The organism is Baaleninema simplex PCC 7105 (genome assembly GCF_000332355.1).
Lineage (GTDB): Bacteria > Cyanobacteriota > Cyanobacteriia > Cyanobacteriales > Geitlerinemataceae > Baaleninema > Baaleninema simplex.
This window is the reverse complement of sequence record NZ_KB235957.1, coordinates 111,153-126,951: the sequence shown is the minus strand read 5'-3', so window position 1 is coordinate 126,951 and position 15,799 is coordinate 111,153. Positions and strand designations below refer to the sequence as shown.

Below are 15,799 nucleotides of genomic sequence, written 5' to 3'. Positions count from 1 at the left end.
GGGTGCGAGTTCCGAATTCCCGTTAAATCTATACAATTTAGGCAGTAGGTATACTTCGATACGCGATAGGTTTCCCCTTCCATCGGTGCATCTCGTTTCTGTTCCAGACTGGTCGTCTTCTTCCACTCCGGCATGAAATTACGCAAAAAAACCTTACTCATCGTCGGTGCGGCGTTGGTGGCGCTCAATTTAATGTTATACGCCACCTCTTCGTTCGTTTTACTGCGCGACTTCGATCGCCTCGAAGAACGCTACGTTCGCCAAGATGTTGTCCACGCCCTCGGCGCGATCGCCTCGGAAATTGCCAGCACCAACACCATGGCCCGCGACTATGCGGAGTGGGACGATACCTATGAGTTCATGCAAACCGGCAATCGAGAGTACGTGAGATCGAACCTCGTCGATTCGACGTTTTCCTATCTCAATCTTAACGTAATGGTTTTTGTCGATCGCGAGGGAAACATTCAATTTAGTAAAGGGTTCGATCGCCGGAGTCAAACTGCCGCCCCCCTTCCCGAAGGCTTGACGAGTCACTTACGACCCGAAAGTCCCCTACTCCAACACGAGGAGGCGAACGACAGCGTCTCTGGACTTCTCAAACTGCGCGATCGCGTGATGACCGTCGTGTCGCGTCCGATCGTCACCAGTAGCGCCACCGGGCCGGCGCGAGGCACCTTAATCGTCGCGCGGGATCTCGACCGACCCGAAATCCAGCACATCGGCAACCGCACGCAACTGTCTCTGAACGTCTACGACGTGGACGATACCGACCTCCCCGACAACGCCAGACAAGCGCTCGAAAGCATCGATCGCGGCGTGGACATCTCCCAAAACTTCGCTCGCTCGGGCAATCTCGAACTCGACGGCGCGATCGCCATCACTCCCCTAGCCGAAACACCCGATCGACATCCCTCCGAACCGGGCGATCGCGCCACTGACACCGCTGTTTTTCGCTCGTCTCTGCCACCGACCGATCTCGCGTTTTCGACCACCGACTCGATCGCCGGATATACCCTCCTCAACGATATCTACGGCCGTCCCACCCTGTTACTACGGGTCGATTCTCCCCGCGTCATTTACCAACAGGGCCAGGCGAGTCTGAAGTACTTTACCGCGATCCTCTCGGGGGTGGGTGTTGCCTTTAGTGGGTTAACGTTACTCCTGGTCGAAAAATTGGTGCTGGCGCCCCTGGCCGCGTTAACCGAAAGTGTCAGTCGCGTCGGCGATCGCGGCGATCTCGAAATGCGTCTCGAACCCATCGGTCAAGACGAACTGTCGAGCTTGGCTCAGAGTATTAACAAAATGCTCGACGCCTTGGGGCGATCGCAGTCCGAACGGCGAGAAACGGAAGAACGCTATCGCCTGATGGCGGAAAACTCCACCGACCTCATCGCTCGCCAGCGTCCCGACGGTACGTTTCTCTACGCCTCTCCCGCCTCGGAAGTGTTGTTGGGATACACACCCGAAGACCTCTCCGATAAAGCCGCTCGGGATCTCGTCCATCCCGGAGACCTCGAGAGTTTCCTGTCCTCAACTGTCGAGGCGCTCTCGTCTCCGGCCGCCCTCACTATCAGTTACCGCATCCGCCACAAAGACGGTCATTACGTGTGGTTCGAGACCACCAGTCGCGCCGTTTGCGATCCGAAAACTCAGGAAGTGCGGGAAGTCGTCACCGTGTCTCGGGATATCACCGAGCGCAAACTGGCCGAAGAAGACTTGCGAGAAAGCGAAGCCTCCATTCGCGCGATTTACAAAGTGACTTCGTCGCGCCAGCTCGATTTCGAGGAGCGACTACAGGGGTTGTTGGAGTTGGGACGCCAGCGCTTCGGTATGGAAATCGGGATTCTCTCTCGTATCGAGGGCGATCGCTTCGAGGTCGTCGAAGTCCAATCTCCCAACGACGCGATCGCGATCGGCGACGTTCTCAATTTGGAGGATACCTACTGCTACCGCACCATCGAGGCGCAAGATCCCCTGTACTTCGAGTTTCTGCTCATGTACGGGACGAACGCACCACCGAGATACGGGCCGTTTCGCATTCAAGCCTATATCGGGACGCCGCTGGTGGTGGCGGGAGAAGTCTATGGAACCCTGAGTTTTTCGAGCCGCACGCCGTTACGAGATCCGTTTAAACCAGTCGATCGCGAAATTCTCAAACTCATGGCGCAGTGGATCGGCGGAGAGCTCGAACGCCAACAAACCGCTGCCGATCTCGCCCGAACTCGCGATCGCGCCCTAGCTGCCACTCAGGCCAAAAGCGAGTTTCTGGCCACCATGAGCCACGAAATCCGCACCCCCATGAACGCCGTCATCGGCATGACCGGCTTGTTGTTGGATACGCCCCTGTCGCCCGAACAGCGAGATTTCGTCGAAACGATTCGCAGCAGCGGCGACGCCTTGCTGACGATCATTAACGATATTCTCGACTTCTCTAAAATCGAATCCGGTAAGCTCGAACTCGAACAACATCCCTTCGATTTGCGGGCTTGCGTCGAGCAGTCTTTGGACTTGTTGGCCTCGAAAGCCGCTGGAAAAGGTCTAGAACTGGCGTATCTGATGGACGATAACACCCCCGTCGGCATTTGCGGCGACGTGACGCGGGTGCGACAAGTGTTGGTGAACTTGCTCAGTAACGCCGTGAAGTTTACCGATATCGGGGAAGTGGTGGTGTCGGTCAAGGCCGAACGCCTCGACGAAGCGACTGAGGTAGGCGCTCGTAACGGCCAGGGCGCGATGGACTTTCCCTCGTACGAAATTCAATTTTGCGTGCGCGATACCGGTATCGGCATTCCGTGCGATCGGATGCACCGCCTGTTTCGATCGTTTACCCAAGTCGATTCCTCGACGACTCGTCAGTACGGGGGAACGGGGTTAGGCTTGGCCATTAGCAAGCGCCTCGCCGAGATGATGGGCGGCCGGATGTGGGTCGAAAGCATGGGGGTTTGTACGGGAGATCCTCCCGACGGCTTTACCCTCACCACCGGCATCGAAGATCGCGGTTCGATTTTCTACTTTACGACGGTTGCTCGCATTTCGGCAGCGCCCACGGCCTTGAAGGATTGCTCGCCTGAAATCGAACTGCGAGACAAGCGGTTGTTGGTCGTGGACGATAACGAGACGAACCGTAAAATTCTCAGCGTGGCCGCTCGACGTTGGGGTATGGAAGCCTGTGCTGTGGCGGACGGGTACGCGGCGTTAGAGGTGTTGGAATCCGAACCGCCGTTCGATTTGGCAATTTTGGATATGCAAATGCCGAATTTGGACGGGTTGACCTTAGCGCGGAGAATGCGCCAACGGGAGAAAGGGCAAACGCTACCGCTGGCAATCTTAACGTCGATGGGGTCGGACGTAAAAGACGTCAACGTGGATTTAGCGGCGTTTCTCAACAAGCCCATCAAACACTCGCAACTGTACGACGTACTGGTGGGGGTGTTGCAAGGACGGCCGGTGTCTCGCGAATACACCGAAGCTCCGAAATTAGACGTTCATTTAGCCGAACGCCTGCCGTTGAAGATTTTGGTGGCCGAAGACAACGCAGTCAATCAGAAGGTCGCCACGCAAACCCTCGAACGCATGGGATATCGCGCCGATGTTGTCAGCAACGGCTTAGAGGTTCTCGACGCCCTCAACCGACAACATTACGACGTGGTGTTGATGGACGTGCAGATGCCGGTGATGGACGGGTTGGAGTCGGCGCGGCGTATTTGTCAGAAGCGATCGCCCCAGCGTCGTCCGTATTTGATTGCAGTGACGGCCAACGCCATGCAGGGCGATCGCGAAGAGTGCATTCAAGCGGGGATGGACGATTACATCAGTAAACCCATTCGGATCGACGAATTGGTGGAAGCCCTCAGCCACTGTCCCGTCGCCCGCCATCTGAACGTGGAAGAGTTGGCCAACGGTAACGCTCCGAGTCCGGCTGGCGATCGCCCGACGAACGAAATGAAGTCTCGTTCTGTGCTGTCCCCTTCGCCCTCCCCCTCCTCGACACCAGAAGCCTACGTCACCCCGTTAAACGAGAAAACGTTAAACGATTTGCGGGAAATCGACGCGTTGGAAGAGTTGATCGAGTTGTATTTCGAGGAAGCCCCCAAGTTACTCGAGCGTATCGACGATGCGATTCAACTCGACGACGCCGAAGGCTTGCGAGATGCTGCCCATTCGATGAAATCGACGAGTGCGGCGTTGGGTGCGATGCCCCTCTCCGAACTAGCCGAGCAACTCGAACGTTTCGGCAAAAAAGAGGATTTAGCAGACGCGCCGTCGCTTTGGGGGCGCTTGCAGGCTCAGTACCAACGCACTGTTGAGGCTCTAGAACGAGAACGGCAGGTTATCGCTTCCCAGTAGGGAGAGGGGGAGCCGGGGAGAGGGGGAGCAAGGGAGAGGGGGAGAGGGGGAGAGGGGGAGCAAGGGAGAGGGGGAGCAAGGGAGAGGGGGAGCAAGGGAGAGGGGGAGCAAGGGAGAAACAGTTATCTGTTTGCTGTCTTCACTGGTGACTGGTGACTGGCGACTGGTGACTGTTCCCCGTTCCCCGTTCCCTGTTCCCTGTTCCCCGTCTTCACTGGTGACTGGTGACTGGCGACTGGTGACTGTTCCCCGTTCCCCGTTCCCTGTTCCCTGTTCCCCGTCTTCACTGGTGACTGGTGACTGGTGACTGTTCCCCGTTCCCCGTTCCCTGTTCCCTGTTCCCCGTCTTCACTGGTGACTGGTGACTGTACTACGCCACGACTGAGGCATGGGGACGGGCGAAAATCATGCGCCCGGCGGAGGTTTGCAGGGCGCTGGTGACGACTACACGCATTTCACTGCCGATCGCGTCGGAACTCTCTTCGACGACGACCATCGTTCCGTCTTCGAGATAACCGACCCCTTGAGCGGGTTCTTTGCCGGTTTTGAGGATTTTGACCTCGAAGCTGTCGCCGGGAAGGTAGGACAATCGTACAGCTTGGGCGAGGTCGTTGACGTTGAGGACGGGGACTTTTTGCAGCGTTGCCACTTTGCTGAGGTTGAAGTCGTTCGTCAGCAGAGTTCCGTTGATTTCAGCCGCCAGTCGTACCAGTTTGGCATCGACGGTCATGGGTTCGTCGTAGTCCGCCGGGTGAATGGCGATGCGATCGGGGTAATCCTCTTTCATTTGGTTGAGGATGTCGAGACCCCGACGACCCCGTACCCGCTTGCGATCGTTCGACGCATCGGCCACCTGTTGCAGTTCTTCGAGAACGAACTGCGGGACGAGAAACTGACCTTCGACAAAGCCAGTATCGAGCAGGTTTTGAATGCGGCCGTCGATAATACAACTGGTGTCGAGGATTTTCGTGGCGGCGGGTTTGAGGGTTCCTTCGGCCACCATCAGGGTTTCGACGCTGTTGGGGTTGAGCAGGCGCAAAAACGCCCGGCCGTGGGTGTCGGCGAGGGTAACGCCGAGAAACCCAAACATGACGCTTCCCAGGACGGCGAGGAAGGGTTTGATGAAGGCGAAGTCTTTGGGAACGGGAACGAGGAAGACCGGCGCCAACATGAGGTTAGCTACGAGTAACCCCGCGACTAAGCCAATGGCTCTTGTCAGCAGGACTTCGAGGGGCATTTCGCGAATGTTGGCTTCGATGCGGCGGTAGGTGGTTTGTACCGACAGGCCGACCATTCCACTGACAATTGCGGCGAAGCTGGCTACGACCCAGCGCAAGCCGTCAATGTTGGTGACTTGCTGCATCGCACTACCCGGAAGCAGTTCGATACTGTAGAAGCCGATGCCTGCTCCCGCTATGATGAATGAGATAATGATGAGTGCGTCGAGCATCGTTCTAGCCGATTAGACGAATCGATCGGAGCGGAATACGTTTCGAGGAAACGTTAAATCTGTTGAGAGGGAAAATCGATCTCTCTCTCTCCGAAAAATCTTGACATGGGTTTATTATAATGGTCTGTTCTCCTAACGATCGCGCTTGGTTTGAGGGGGCAAAACCGAACTCGTGGGCGATTTTGCGATCGCAGTTGCGATCGGTCGTGAGTGTTGGGAGTGTCTACAGCGACTCGATCGCTCGTTCCTCAAACCTTGTCGAAAAATCCGATCGAAAGTCGATCGACTGTTTTTGAATTCTTTAAACTCTTGCAAAACGCCAAACTCTGGCGAAACTTGGCGTCAGATCGCCGTGACGCCGCCGCGTTCGGCTTACGTTCACGTCCCGTTTTGTTGGCGACGCTGTTTTTATTGCGATTTTCCGATTTCGGTCGTCGGCGATCGCAAGCACGGTGAAAATTCTCAGACCGTTCGAGCGTACGTCAACTGGCTGTGTGCGGAAATTCAAGCGACGCCGCCGCGCGATCGCCCGTTGGAGACGGTGTTTTTCGGCGGGGGAACGCCATCGCTGCTGTCGGTGTCTCAGCTCGATCGCATCTTAACAACCCTCGATCGACACTTCGGTATCGTCGGCGACGCGGAAATCTCCATCGAGATGGATCCCGGTACGTTCGATCGCGCGAAACTTCGCGGGTTTCTGAAGGCGGGAATTACTCGCGTCAGCTTTGGCGCCCAGGCGTTTCAGGACGAGTTGTTGCAATATTGCGGGCGATCGCACTCTGTCGCCGATATTTATACCGCGTTCGACCTCTTAGAAACCGAAGGGATCGCCAACGTCAGTTTCGACCTCATGTCGGGACTTCCCCACCAAACGCCCCAGCAGTGGGAAGCCTCCTTAGAGGCGGCGTTGAACCTCGATCCGGCGCATTTATCGCTGTACGATTTGATTTTGGAACCGGGGACGGTGTTCGATCGCTTCTACAAACCGGACGCCGAACCGTTTCCCGACAGCGAAACCGCCGCCAATTTCTACCGTCTCGCCCAGCAACGTTTGACGGCGGCGGGATACGGTCATTACGAAATCAGCAATTACGCGAAACCGGAGTTCGAGTGTCGCCACAACCTTACCTATTGGTGCGATCGCCCTTACTATGGCTTCGGACTGGGGGCGACGAGTTACGTCGGCGGTTTGCGGTTCGCCCGTCCCCGCACCCGGAAGGCATATGCTGAGTGGGTGGAGCGATACGTCAATTCTGGCGGTGAAATCGAGGCGGAAACGGTCTCCGACAGCGATTTGATTCTGGAAACGTTGATGTTGCGGTTTCGCTTGGCGGAGGGATTGGCGATCGCCGGGTTACAGCAAAACGTGACAGAGAAGACGTTACAGCGATTTTGGCAGGCGATCGCCCCTTATCTCAATTGCGGTTGGATGAAATTCGACGACGATGCTGGGAAGGACAAACGAGTTCGACTGAGCGATCCCGAAGGATTTTTATTTTCTAACGTTATTTTATCGACACTGTTCGAGCAATTAGAAGATTGTGCTGAATTGCAATGTTTTCACCTCGGGATATAGCAACCTTAAATCGGGTGTATCTCAAAACTGTAAATTTATCAGATCGGAGTCTCTGCCGTAAATTGAGATGTTGTTGGGTGGCGCGATCGCTCCACCTATAAACTGAGCGAAGCCGAAGTCCATGGACGGCAGCGTTGTCGAAGTCCAACCGACCCCAAACTCATATTTTTACATCCATTGAGATGACCCCTCTCACCTCCTCATTTCCTCGTCTCACTTATGAGTCATCGTCCGCACGCCATCCCAATCTCTTGAAGGTGGATGTTTTAACAGCGTTCTAGCGTGCTTCAAATGTAACTCTAGTGGCTTATCGTTCGGACAGATGTGTTGTGCTGCTTCAAAACAGGCGATCGCTTGCTCGAAATTTCCCGCCAAATAATCTTCTCGACCTGTTTTATACAAATACAAAAACTTTGCCATTCCCGGATCGAGATCGACCGATTTTTCATCGATTAGTTCGTAAATTTTAACCGCTTGATTTTTGCCTTTAACTCGAATTTTATCTAACTCGCGAACCCAAAGGCGATCGGCACATAAATTATAAGTATGTTCGCTAATAATAATATCGCAGCCATATTCTTTTGTCAGACTTTCGAGCCGGGCGCTCAAATTGACACCATCTCCAATTACAGTATAATCCATACGCTTTTGCGATCCAATATTTCCCGAAACGACTTCTCCGGAACTCACACCAATTCCAATATTAATTTTGGGTTGATTTTCAATAATACGATGTTGATTGAACTCCTCTAACCGCCGTCGCATATCTAACGCCGACCGAATCGCCATCCAACCGTGATTTTCTGTCAGTGGAAGCGGTGCGCCAAATACCGCCATTAACGCATCGCCAATAAATTTATCTAAAGTTCCCTCGAAATTAAACACCGCTTCCACCATCGTCTCGAAATACTGGTTAAGCAGCGTGACCACTTCCGACGCTCCCAAATTTTCCGTCAGTGTCGTATATCCGCGAATGTCTGAAAACAGAATCGTAACGTCCTTGCGTTCTCCCACCATCAAGGCGTCTTCTCCTAACGCCATCACCTGTTCGGCGACGTTGGGCGTCATATAGCGATACATCGCCGTTTTCATGCGTTTTTCGCGACTGATATCTTCTAACACGATCAATCCCCCTCGGACGCCGCCTTCTGGGTTGGTTAGCGGCGTAACAGTGAGGTTGATACTGCGTTCGAGACACTGTACCTGAGATCGGGGAACCTTCGGTGGTAAATTTCCGTTGCGGTGTGCGAAGGTTCGGCGTCCCCAGAGATGGTAAAAATCGCGATCTTGGAGATCGCTCGTGGCGAGAATCGAAATCGGCGTGTCGGGATCGTCGGCGTCTTCATCTTCGATCGCATACAATCCCAAACTGACAGTTTGTTCGGGGACGTAATGTCGTGCGGCGTGGGCTAAACTATCTTCGAGGCGAAATCTCAGGCTGTCGATCGGAATGGCGTCCCAAATAAACCCACCGGTCAAATTAGCTTCCCACAGTTGTTGGTGACGTTTTCCGTTGCGACCTTTCAGCGGACAGCCGAGAAGTTCTAACGCCGCTTCGTTAATGGTGACGATTCGACCTTGCATATCTGTCGAAATGACGGCGTCGGAAAGACTTTGTAAAATATCTTTTTGATACTGTTTTTCGACGCTGACATCTTGGAACAGTTGGGCGTTTTCTAAGGCAATTCCTGCTTGAATGTTAAACGCCTCCATGAAAAACTCATCGGTGGCGGTAAAACTGCCTTGATGTTTGTTGATTAGCTGAGTGACGCCGATCAGTTCGCCTTCGGAATTGAATACGGGCATACATAAAATGTTGCGAGTAATGTAGCCGGTACGTTTGTCAGTTGACGGATCGAAGCGAGGGTCTTGATAGGCATCGGGAATGTTGAGAGACGTTCCGGTCGAAGCGACGTAACCCGCAATTCCTTTGTTGGCAGGAATGCGAATTTCCATCATCGTTTTACCGTCGGCTTTGGCAACTTTCGTCCAAAGTTCGCCGGTTTCTTGAGAGAGAAGAAATAAGGTACTGCGATCGGCTTTGAGGAGGTTTCTCGCTTGATCCATTACCGATCGCAAGGTAGTTTCGAGATCTAAACTTTTTCCGAGGGAAGTGGTGGCGTTTAGTAATGCTCCAACCCCCCGTTGGTTTTGAGCGGCGGTATAAAAAGACTGACAGCTTTCGAGAATAATTCCGATCGAATCGGCAAAAAGCTGAAACTGTTCGCGATCGGCGTGGGTAAACGAAACGTTCCCCTGTTTGTTCAACAGTTGTGCGACCGCAGCAACTTTCGATCGATCCTTACTGCTAAAAATAGGAACGCATAGGAGATTTCTGGCCGGACAGGTGGGGGATTCGTCGACTTCTTTATTAAAGAGCGGATGGTCTCTGGCCGTTTCGACGGCCACCCCTTCTCCCGTCGTCGCGACGTGACCGAGAATTCCCACATCGCAGGGAAGTCGCATTTCTTTTGTCGTCCCGTCGTCGAGGGTGACTTTCGACCACAGTTGAGAGCGATCGCGATCGACTAAAAAAATCGTCGTGCGTTCGGCTTGTAGAATTTGTCCGACTTTGAGCGTAAACGCGTCGAGGAGCTGTTCTAAAATCGTTTCGAGTGCGTCGTCGTTAATGAGGTCGATCGCCCGAAGATATTGCTGAAATTCTGCGGTAATAAAATCCAGCAGACAAATAAATTCTGCAACCTCTAAGTCTTTCACGCGACGGGCCAACGCCCCCATCCGATTCCCTTGAATCAGCGTTGCTAGAACGTTACCCGCATTGGAAAAAATCATGGCTGCGATCGTCAAATTACGCTTGAACCCACATTCCGCACTTCAAAACGTAGTATGTTTGTCCGATCTGTCAAAACTTTATGCAGAAAGCTTTATCAAGATCGCAAGTAAAAATACATACTACACAAGTTATTGAAATTTATTTTCAACAACGAAGGCTGTAATGTACTTTCTTCGTTAAAAATCCTGTTGTAGTATGCTTGTGGTGCGGAAAGTGGGCTTGAAAACCAGTCAAACACGGCTCGAACGCCGAGCGATCGCTCAGGGGAAACAGGATATTGGAAAAAACGACTGAATTCTGATTCCTTCCACGATTCCCACCCACGCGATCGCCCGCTCGTTCCATTTTAGGCGAGGTTTTGGAACCCGGAAACATTGCCCCTTTACTCTTTGGTCTGGGAATCGAGCCAACACTTGAAAATAAAGGTTCCCGACGCACAACAGACCCCGATCGCGATCGGGGTCCAAATTGAAAGCTGTTCGGGATCGCGGCGTCGGTTACTGGAATAGCGGGGGTTTCCCAACAACACGATCGCGATTGCGGCTAACGTTAACCCTACCGACCACACCGCTAAAACGGACAGCCCCCACCGCCACGAGAACCCTGGAGTTTCCGAATTCGACGGCCTGCGATCGCCGCTCGACCGCCGCCACCGCATCAGTTGATGCTCCTGGGATGGTGTCAGACGAACCAGTTCCGAGTGCTGCTGTCGGGTCGGTTTCTCCTCAGACATCGATCGCGGATTCGAGAGGGGAAGAGGGGGAGAAGGGGAGAGGGGGAGAGGGGGAGAGAGGGAGCCGGGGAGCCGGGGAGCCGGTGAGAGGGAGAGAAACTGTGAACTGTTAATGGTGTTCGCTCTTCACTCTTCACTGAAAAAGCTGTCCTCACTGTTCACTGTTCACTGTTCACTGTAAAAGGGGAGTTATTGAAATCTGCTTATCGCGATCGAAACTTGGATTGGTGAAATTGTCAACCGAAGGCGTAACTCAGACGACGTTATCAATTGTCAATTGTCAATTGTCAATGGTCAATTATCAACTATCCACTAGCTATGGATTCTCGGTTGGGGATGTAACGTCGAGAGAATTTCGCTTTCGGCGGCGGCCAATTCCCGCAGACGCGCCTCGACCGTTTCGCGATCGAAATTCGCCGTGGCTAACCCCCAGTACGCCCCGTAATGACGAGCTTCTGAAGCCATCAAACTTCGATAAAACGCCGCCAGTTCGCGATCCTCGAGGTGCGCCGCCAACAGTCCCAGCCGTTCGTGCGATCGCGCTTCGATGAGTCCCGCCACCAACAACAAATCTAGTTGGCGTTGGGGTTCGTCCCGCCGAACTAGGGATTTGAGCTTTCCACCGTAGGGAGGTGGTGCCAACGGCGCTAACGGAACGCCACGACGCTCTAAAATTTGGTTAACCTGTTGAAAGTGGTCGAGTTCTTCTTTGGCGATCGCCGTCAGTTCGCCCACCAGCTTCGCATCGGAAGGATAGCGACACATCATGTTGAGTGCCACACCGGCCGCTTTACGCTCGCAGTGGGAGTGGTCGAGCAGAACAGTATCGAGATTCGCCAAAGCTTGTTCGACCCAAGCTTCAGAGGTGGGTTGCTGGAGAAATTTAATTCGTGGCTGCTGCATCGCAAATAATTCGAGAGGCTCGAAACAATGGCATTAGGAATGTTAGTCGAGGGAAAATGGGTCAGCGAGCGAAACCAAGAAGACCGAGAGGGTCGCTTCGTTCGTCCGAACACCACGTTCCGAAATGGGATTACCGCAGACGGAAGCAGCGGCTTTAAAGCTGAAGCCGGACGCTATCACCTATACGTGAGTTTAGCTTGTCCCTGGGCGCACCGAACTCTCATTATGCGAGGCTTGAAGGGGTTAGAACGAGCCATCGACGTTTCGATCGTCGATCCGTACATGGGTGAGGACGGCTGGTTTTTTTCAGATGCGCCGGGATGTATTCCCGATACCGTCAACGACGCGACCTATCTACGCGAGATCTATCTTAAAGCGGAGCCGAGCTATACGGGACGCGTGACCGTTCCGGTGTTGTGGGATAAAGAAACGGGAACGATCGTCAACAACGAATCGCGCGAAATCATTCGGATGCTCGATACCCAATTTAACGCGATCGCCTCGAACGACGTGATGTTTTATAGCGACGCCTCCCACGATGCGATCGAGGGGGCGATCGATAAAATTTACCAACCCATTAACAACGGCGTCTATCGCGCGGGATTCGCCACGACGCAAACCGCTTACGAAGATGCGGTGACGGAGTTGTTCGAGAACCTCGATCGGTGGGAGGAGGTTTTGAGCCAGCAACCCTATTTGTGCGGCGATCGCATGACGGAAGCCGACATTTGTATGTTTACAACTTTGCTGCGCTTCGATGCGGTGTATTACGGTCATTTCAAATGCAACTTACGACATATCTGGGACTATCCAAATTTGTGGAAATACTTGAAGTCAATTTATCAAATTCCAGCCGTTAAAGCGACCTGTGATTTCGACCACATCAAACAGCACTACTATAAAAGTCACGACAAAATCAATCCTACGGGGATCGTTCCCTACGGGCCAGTTTTGGATTTAGACTCTTGATTCAGAGATTTATGCGGGAAGAGAAAAGATTGTAGACTGGTAGAGGGGGCATTGCCTACGCTTTTTGACAAAGGTGGGCGATGCCCACCCTACAACTTTCTACAACTTTCTACAACTTTCGCGAAAGGGCTGGCACTATCTACCCTACAACTCAATTCACTTCATTGGAGGATTTTTCATGACTTGGCGTGGTTCGAGTTCCCCTTTCGATCGAGTATTTGCCTGTTTGGTGTACTTACTGCCCTTACTTGAAGCAGTCACGTTTGGCAGTTATTTATTTAACCAGATTCCAATTTTAGGACAGTTGATTCTCGTTCCTCTTTCTCCCTTTATAAGCGTTTACGGCTTAATTTCTGCCTTTCCGTTCGGACGCTTGATTCTGTTTTTTGTATTGTTGTTGGCGGTTGTCCGCAACCCGCGCATCAATCACTTTCTGCGATTCAACACCATGCAGTCTTTGTTGCTATCCATTGCTCTGTTTTTATTGGATATCGTCCTTCAACTCGTTGGACTTCCGTTAAGTATTTTTCAATCTTCGAGTAACCTTTTGGCGATCGCCATGTCGAACCTGCTGTTTCTGGCGTTCTTTGGGGCGGCGATTTACGCGATCGTTCAGTGCGTGCGCGGGCGCTATCCCGAGCTTCCCGTCGTTTCTGAAGCCGCCTATCACTACGTACAATATTAGGGAAATTCGGGGCGATCGCACCTTCGATCGGTTCTCGAGTGCGTCTCAACACTGTAAATCGATCGGACACGAGCTTTTACACTCGATTTAGCCAAAGAAAGCGATACGATAAAAAACAAGCGTCGAGCGAGACGCGAAATTTGCTATTTCTGGAGTTTTCACCCTATGAACGATCGATCCGACCTGGCGCTCTCTACTCGCATTTTGTCGGCTGTCATGTATCTGATTCCTCTCGTTGAGGGCGTTGTCTTCGGAACCTTCCTTTTTCGTCAGTTTCCCGTCCTGCAAGTGGTTTTCGTACCGCTGCTGCCTTTGATACAGCTATATAACAGCATTCCGTTCGGACGACTTTTAGTCTTTTTCATCTTATTCTTTACCGTCGTTCGCAACACCAACCTCGATCGCTTCGTGCGCTATAACGCCATGCAAGCCCTCTTCCTGAGTATTATCCTCTCCATTAGCAGCTTGCTGTTGAGTCTGTTCGCCTCGGGATTGCAGCAAGGCGCTCCCCTCCTGCTCGAAACCTTAGTCAATACCCTGTTTTTAGGCGTCGTGGCGGCGGTGGGATACAGCCTGGTGCAGTGCGTGCGCGGCCGCTATCCCGAAATTCCCGCCCTCTCCGATGCGGTGAACATGCAAGTTCCTTATTAATTCCGAATTCGTGCTGAATTAACCTAACTCTTCCGATGGGGATTCCTCAGACGAGGTGGAGGGTTCCGAGGGGAGAGTTCGAGCGACGACGGGATTTTCCAACGCCCCGATTCCCTCGATTTCTACCCGCACGCGATCGCCGGGTTTCAGCGATCCGATCCCGTGAGGCGTTCCCGTCAACACCACGTCACCCGGTAAGAGTGTCATGATTTGGGAAATGTAAGAGACTAAAATCTCCGGCGGAAACACCATGCGATCGATCGGTGAAGACTGTCGGGGATTTTTTTCGTCGTTGACAAAGGTTTGAATTTTCGCGCCGGGGTTGATTTCGCGGACGATCCAAGGTCCGAGGGGACAAAACGTGTTAAATCCTTTCGCCCGCGTCCACTGTTTATCTTTCCGCTGCAAATCCCGAGCGGTCACGTCGTTGGCGATGCTGTATCCCCAAATTTTCGAGGCGGCTTCTTCGGGCGAACAGCGTTCGCAGGAAGTCCCGATAACTAACGCTAACTCCCCCTCGTAATCGACCTGCTGCGACTGAACGGGATAGACGATCGCCTCGTTGTTTCCCACGATCGCCGTGGGTGCTTTGAGAAACAATAACGGTTCCTGGGGAACGTCCGACCCCATTTCTTCAGCGTGTTTTCGATAGTTTTTACCCACGGCGACGATTTTCGACGGCGCGCAGGGGGCTAAGAGTTGATATTGTTCCGCCGCCAGTTCGCGATCGGTGGGCTGACCGTTCAACCACGGAGGCGCGTCGAATACCTGCACCGCGTGATTGAGTTGAAGCAAACCGTAATAAATGCGTCCTTGGGCAGTTTGGACTCGGACGTATCGCTGTGCCATACCGATGGGTGAGCGTTTAAGCGTAAATTATACCCCTTCTGTTTCGATCTCCCGACGATCGCCCCCGATTTCGTCCGATGTGACCCGATCGCCAACCTCGCACCGACCCTTTTAGAACCGGGGGCGAAGATGTTAGAATAAGAGCTTGACTCAAAATTTCAGTACCTCCATCTGCAATGGCAATCAAAATCCGACTCAAACGGTTTGGTAAAAAACGAGAAGTAAGCTATCGGATCGTGGCGATGAAAAGCAGCGCGCGCCGCGACGGTCGCCCGATCGAAGAACTCGGTTTCTACAACCCGAGAACTGACGAAACTCGTTTAGACGTTCCGGCGATCGTCAAACGTCTCCAACAAGGCGCTCAACCGACCGATACGGTTCGGCACATTCTGCAAAAAGCCAATGTCTTCGAGCAAGTTAAGCCTACCAGCAACGCCTAACAGCCCGGATTTCGTGGGATTAGTCCGTTTTTCGATCGAACCGTTTCTCGAATCGCCCGAATCGTTGAGCGTCGATTGCGAGTACAGTTCGAGCAAACCTCAAGTTTGGGTTCGCGTGGCCTTTGACGAAGGCGATCGCGGGCGCGTGTTCGGTCGAGGCGGACGCAACATTACCGCAATTCACAATACCTTAAGCGCGATCGCCAAAACGGCCGGTCGATCGCTGGTATTGGACGTATTTGGCGGCGCTGAATTTCATCGGGAACCGGACTCCCCCAAACCCCGCAACGGAGGATCTGTCGATCGCCACCCTCGATCCCAGCGATCGCCCCGTCGCCGTCCGCGTTCTCCCCGACTGAACTCTCAGAACAGCCAGGATAGCTAAAGACCGCAAACTGTGGG

At 53.2% G+C, this 15,799-nt stretch carries 12 protein-coding genes; 7 read left to right on the top strand and 5 right to left on the bottom strand.

Annotated elements, in window-relative coordinates:
* The first annotated feature begins 132 nt into the window (after positions 1-132).
* Positions 133-4,347 (top strand): response regulator, encoded by a 4,215-nt coding sequence (locus GEI7105_RS0101250; RefSeq protein WP_017658675.1) that lies wholly within the window; start codon positions 133-135, stop codon positions 4,345-4,347.
* Positions 4,348-4,717: 370 nt separating this feature from the next.
* Here the strand turns inward: GEI7105_RS0101250 and GEI7105_RS0101245 are convergent, their stop codons facing one another.
* Complete coding sequence (locus GEI7105_RS0101245; protein ID WP_017658674.1) at positions 4,718-5,797, bottom strand: PIN/TRAM domain-containing protein; 1,080 nt, start codon at positions 5,795-5,797, stop codon at positions 4,718-4,720.
* Between the two features lie 172 nt (positions 5,798-5,969).
* On the opposite strand from GEI7105_RS0101245, the gene hemW reads away from it, so the two are divergent.
* The gene (gene hemW / locus GEI7105_RS0101240; RefSeq protein ID WP_017658673.1) at positions 5,970-7,373 is read left to right on the top strand and encodes a radical SAM family heme chaperone HemW; all 1,404 of its coding nucleotides are present in this window, start codon (positions 5,970-5,972) and stop codon (positions 7,371-7,373) included.
* A gap of 213 nt (positions 7,374-7,586) precedes the next feature.
* Here the strand turns inward: hemW and GEI7105_RS0101235 are convergent, their stop codons facing one another.
* The 3 genes from GEI7105_RS0101235 to GEI7105_RS0101220 all read right to left on the bottom strand — a co-directional run bounded on the left by GEI7105_RS0101235 (position 7,587) and on the right by GEI7105_RS0101220 (position 11,803).
* Positions 7,587-10,166 (bottom strand): adenylate/guanylate cyclase domain-containing protein, encoded by a 2,580-nt coding sequence (locus GEI7105_RS0101235; RefSeq protein WP_017658672.1) that lies wholly within the window; start codon positions 10,164-10,166, stop codon positions 7,587-7,589.
* 383 nt (positions 10,167-10,549) lie between these two features.
* Positions 10,550-10,900, bottom strand: a complete 351-nt coding sequence (locus tag GEI7105_RS0101225) for a hypothetical protein (RefSeq protein ID WP_017658670.1) — start codon at positions 10,898-10,900, stop codon at positions 10,550-10,552.
* A gap of 312 nt (positions 10,901-11,212) precedes the next feature.
* On the bottom strand, positions 11,213-11,803 hold the full coding sequence (locus GEI7105_RS0101220) for a MiaE family protein (protein ID WP_017658669.1): 591 nt from the start codon (positions 11,801-11,803) through the stop codon (positions 11,213-11,215).
* Between the two features lie 27 nt (positions 11,804-11,830).
* Here GEI7105_RS0101220 and GEI7105_RS0101215 point away from each other — a divergent pair, with 27 nt between their 5' ends.
* From GEI7105_RS0101215 to GEI7105_RS0101205, 3 genes are all read left to right on the top strand, one after another.
* Positions 11,831-12,772, top strand: a complete 942-nt coding sequence (locus GEI7105_RS0101215) for a glutathione S-transferase family protein (protein ID WP_026097339.1) — start codon at positions 11,831-11,833, stop codon at positions 12,770-12,772.
* A gap of 178 nt (positions 12,773-12,950) precedes the next feature.
* The gene (locus tag GEI7105_RS0101210; RefSeq protein ID WP_026097338.1) at positions 12,951-13,457 is read left to right on the top strand and encodes a Tic20 family protein; all 507 of its coding nucleotides are present in this window, start codon (positions 12,951-12,953) and stop codon (positions 13,455-13,457) included.
* A gap of 165 nt (positions 13,458-13,622) precedes the next feature.
* Positions 13,623-14,108, top strand: coding sequence for a Tic20 family protein (locus tag GEI7105_RS0101205; RefSeq protein ID WP_017658666.1), 486 nt, complete (start codon positions 13,623-13,625; stop codon positions 14,106-14,108).
* Between the two features lie 18 nt (positions 14,109-14,126).
* Here the strand turns inward: GEI7105_RS0101205 and GEI7105_RS0101200 are convergent, their stop codons facing one another.
* On the bottom strand, positions 14,127-14,957 hold the full coding sequence (locus GEI7105_RS0101200; protein ID WP_017658665.1) for a fumarylacetoacetate hydrolase family protein: 831 nt from the start codon (positions 14,955-14,957) through the stop codon (positions 14,127-14,129).
* Positions 14,958-15,133: 176 nt separating this feature from the next.
* Here GEI7105_RS0101200 and rpsP point away from each other — a divergent pair, with 176 nt between their 5' ends.
* Both rpsP and GEI7105_RS0101190 read left to right on the top strand, forming a co-directional pair.
* Positions 15,134-15,397 carry a 30S ribosomal protein S16 gene (gene rpsP, locus GEI7105_RS0101195; protein WP_017658664.1) on the top strand — a complete coding sequence of 88 codons (264 nt, stop codon included), beginning with the start codon at positions 15,134-15,136 and terminating at the stop codon, positions 15,395-15,397.
* Positions 15,360-15,782 (top strand): KH domain-containing protein, encoded by a 423-nt coding sequence (locus tag GEI7105_RS0101190; RefSeq protein WP_071591932.1) that lies wholly within the window; start codon positions 15,360-15,362, stop codon positions 15,780-15,782. The genes rpsP and GEI7105_RS0101190 overlap by 38 nt, the downstream gene beginning before the upstream one ends.
* Positions 15,783-15,799 lie beyond the last annotated feature (17 nt).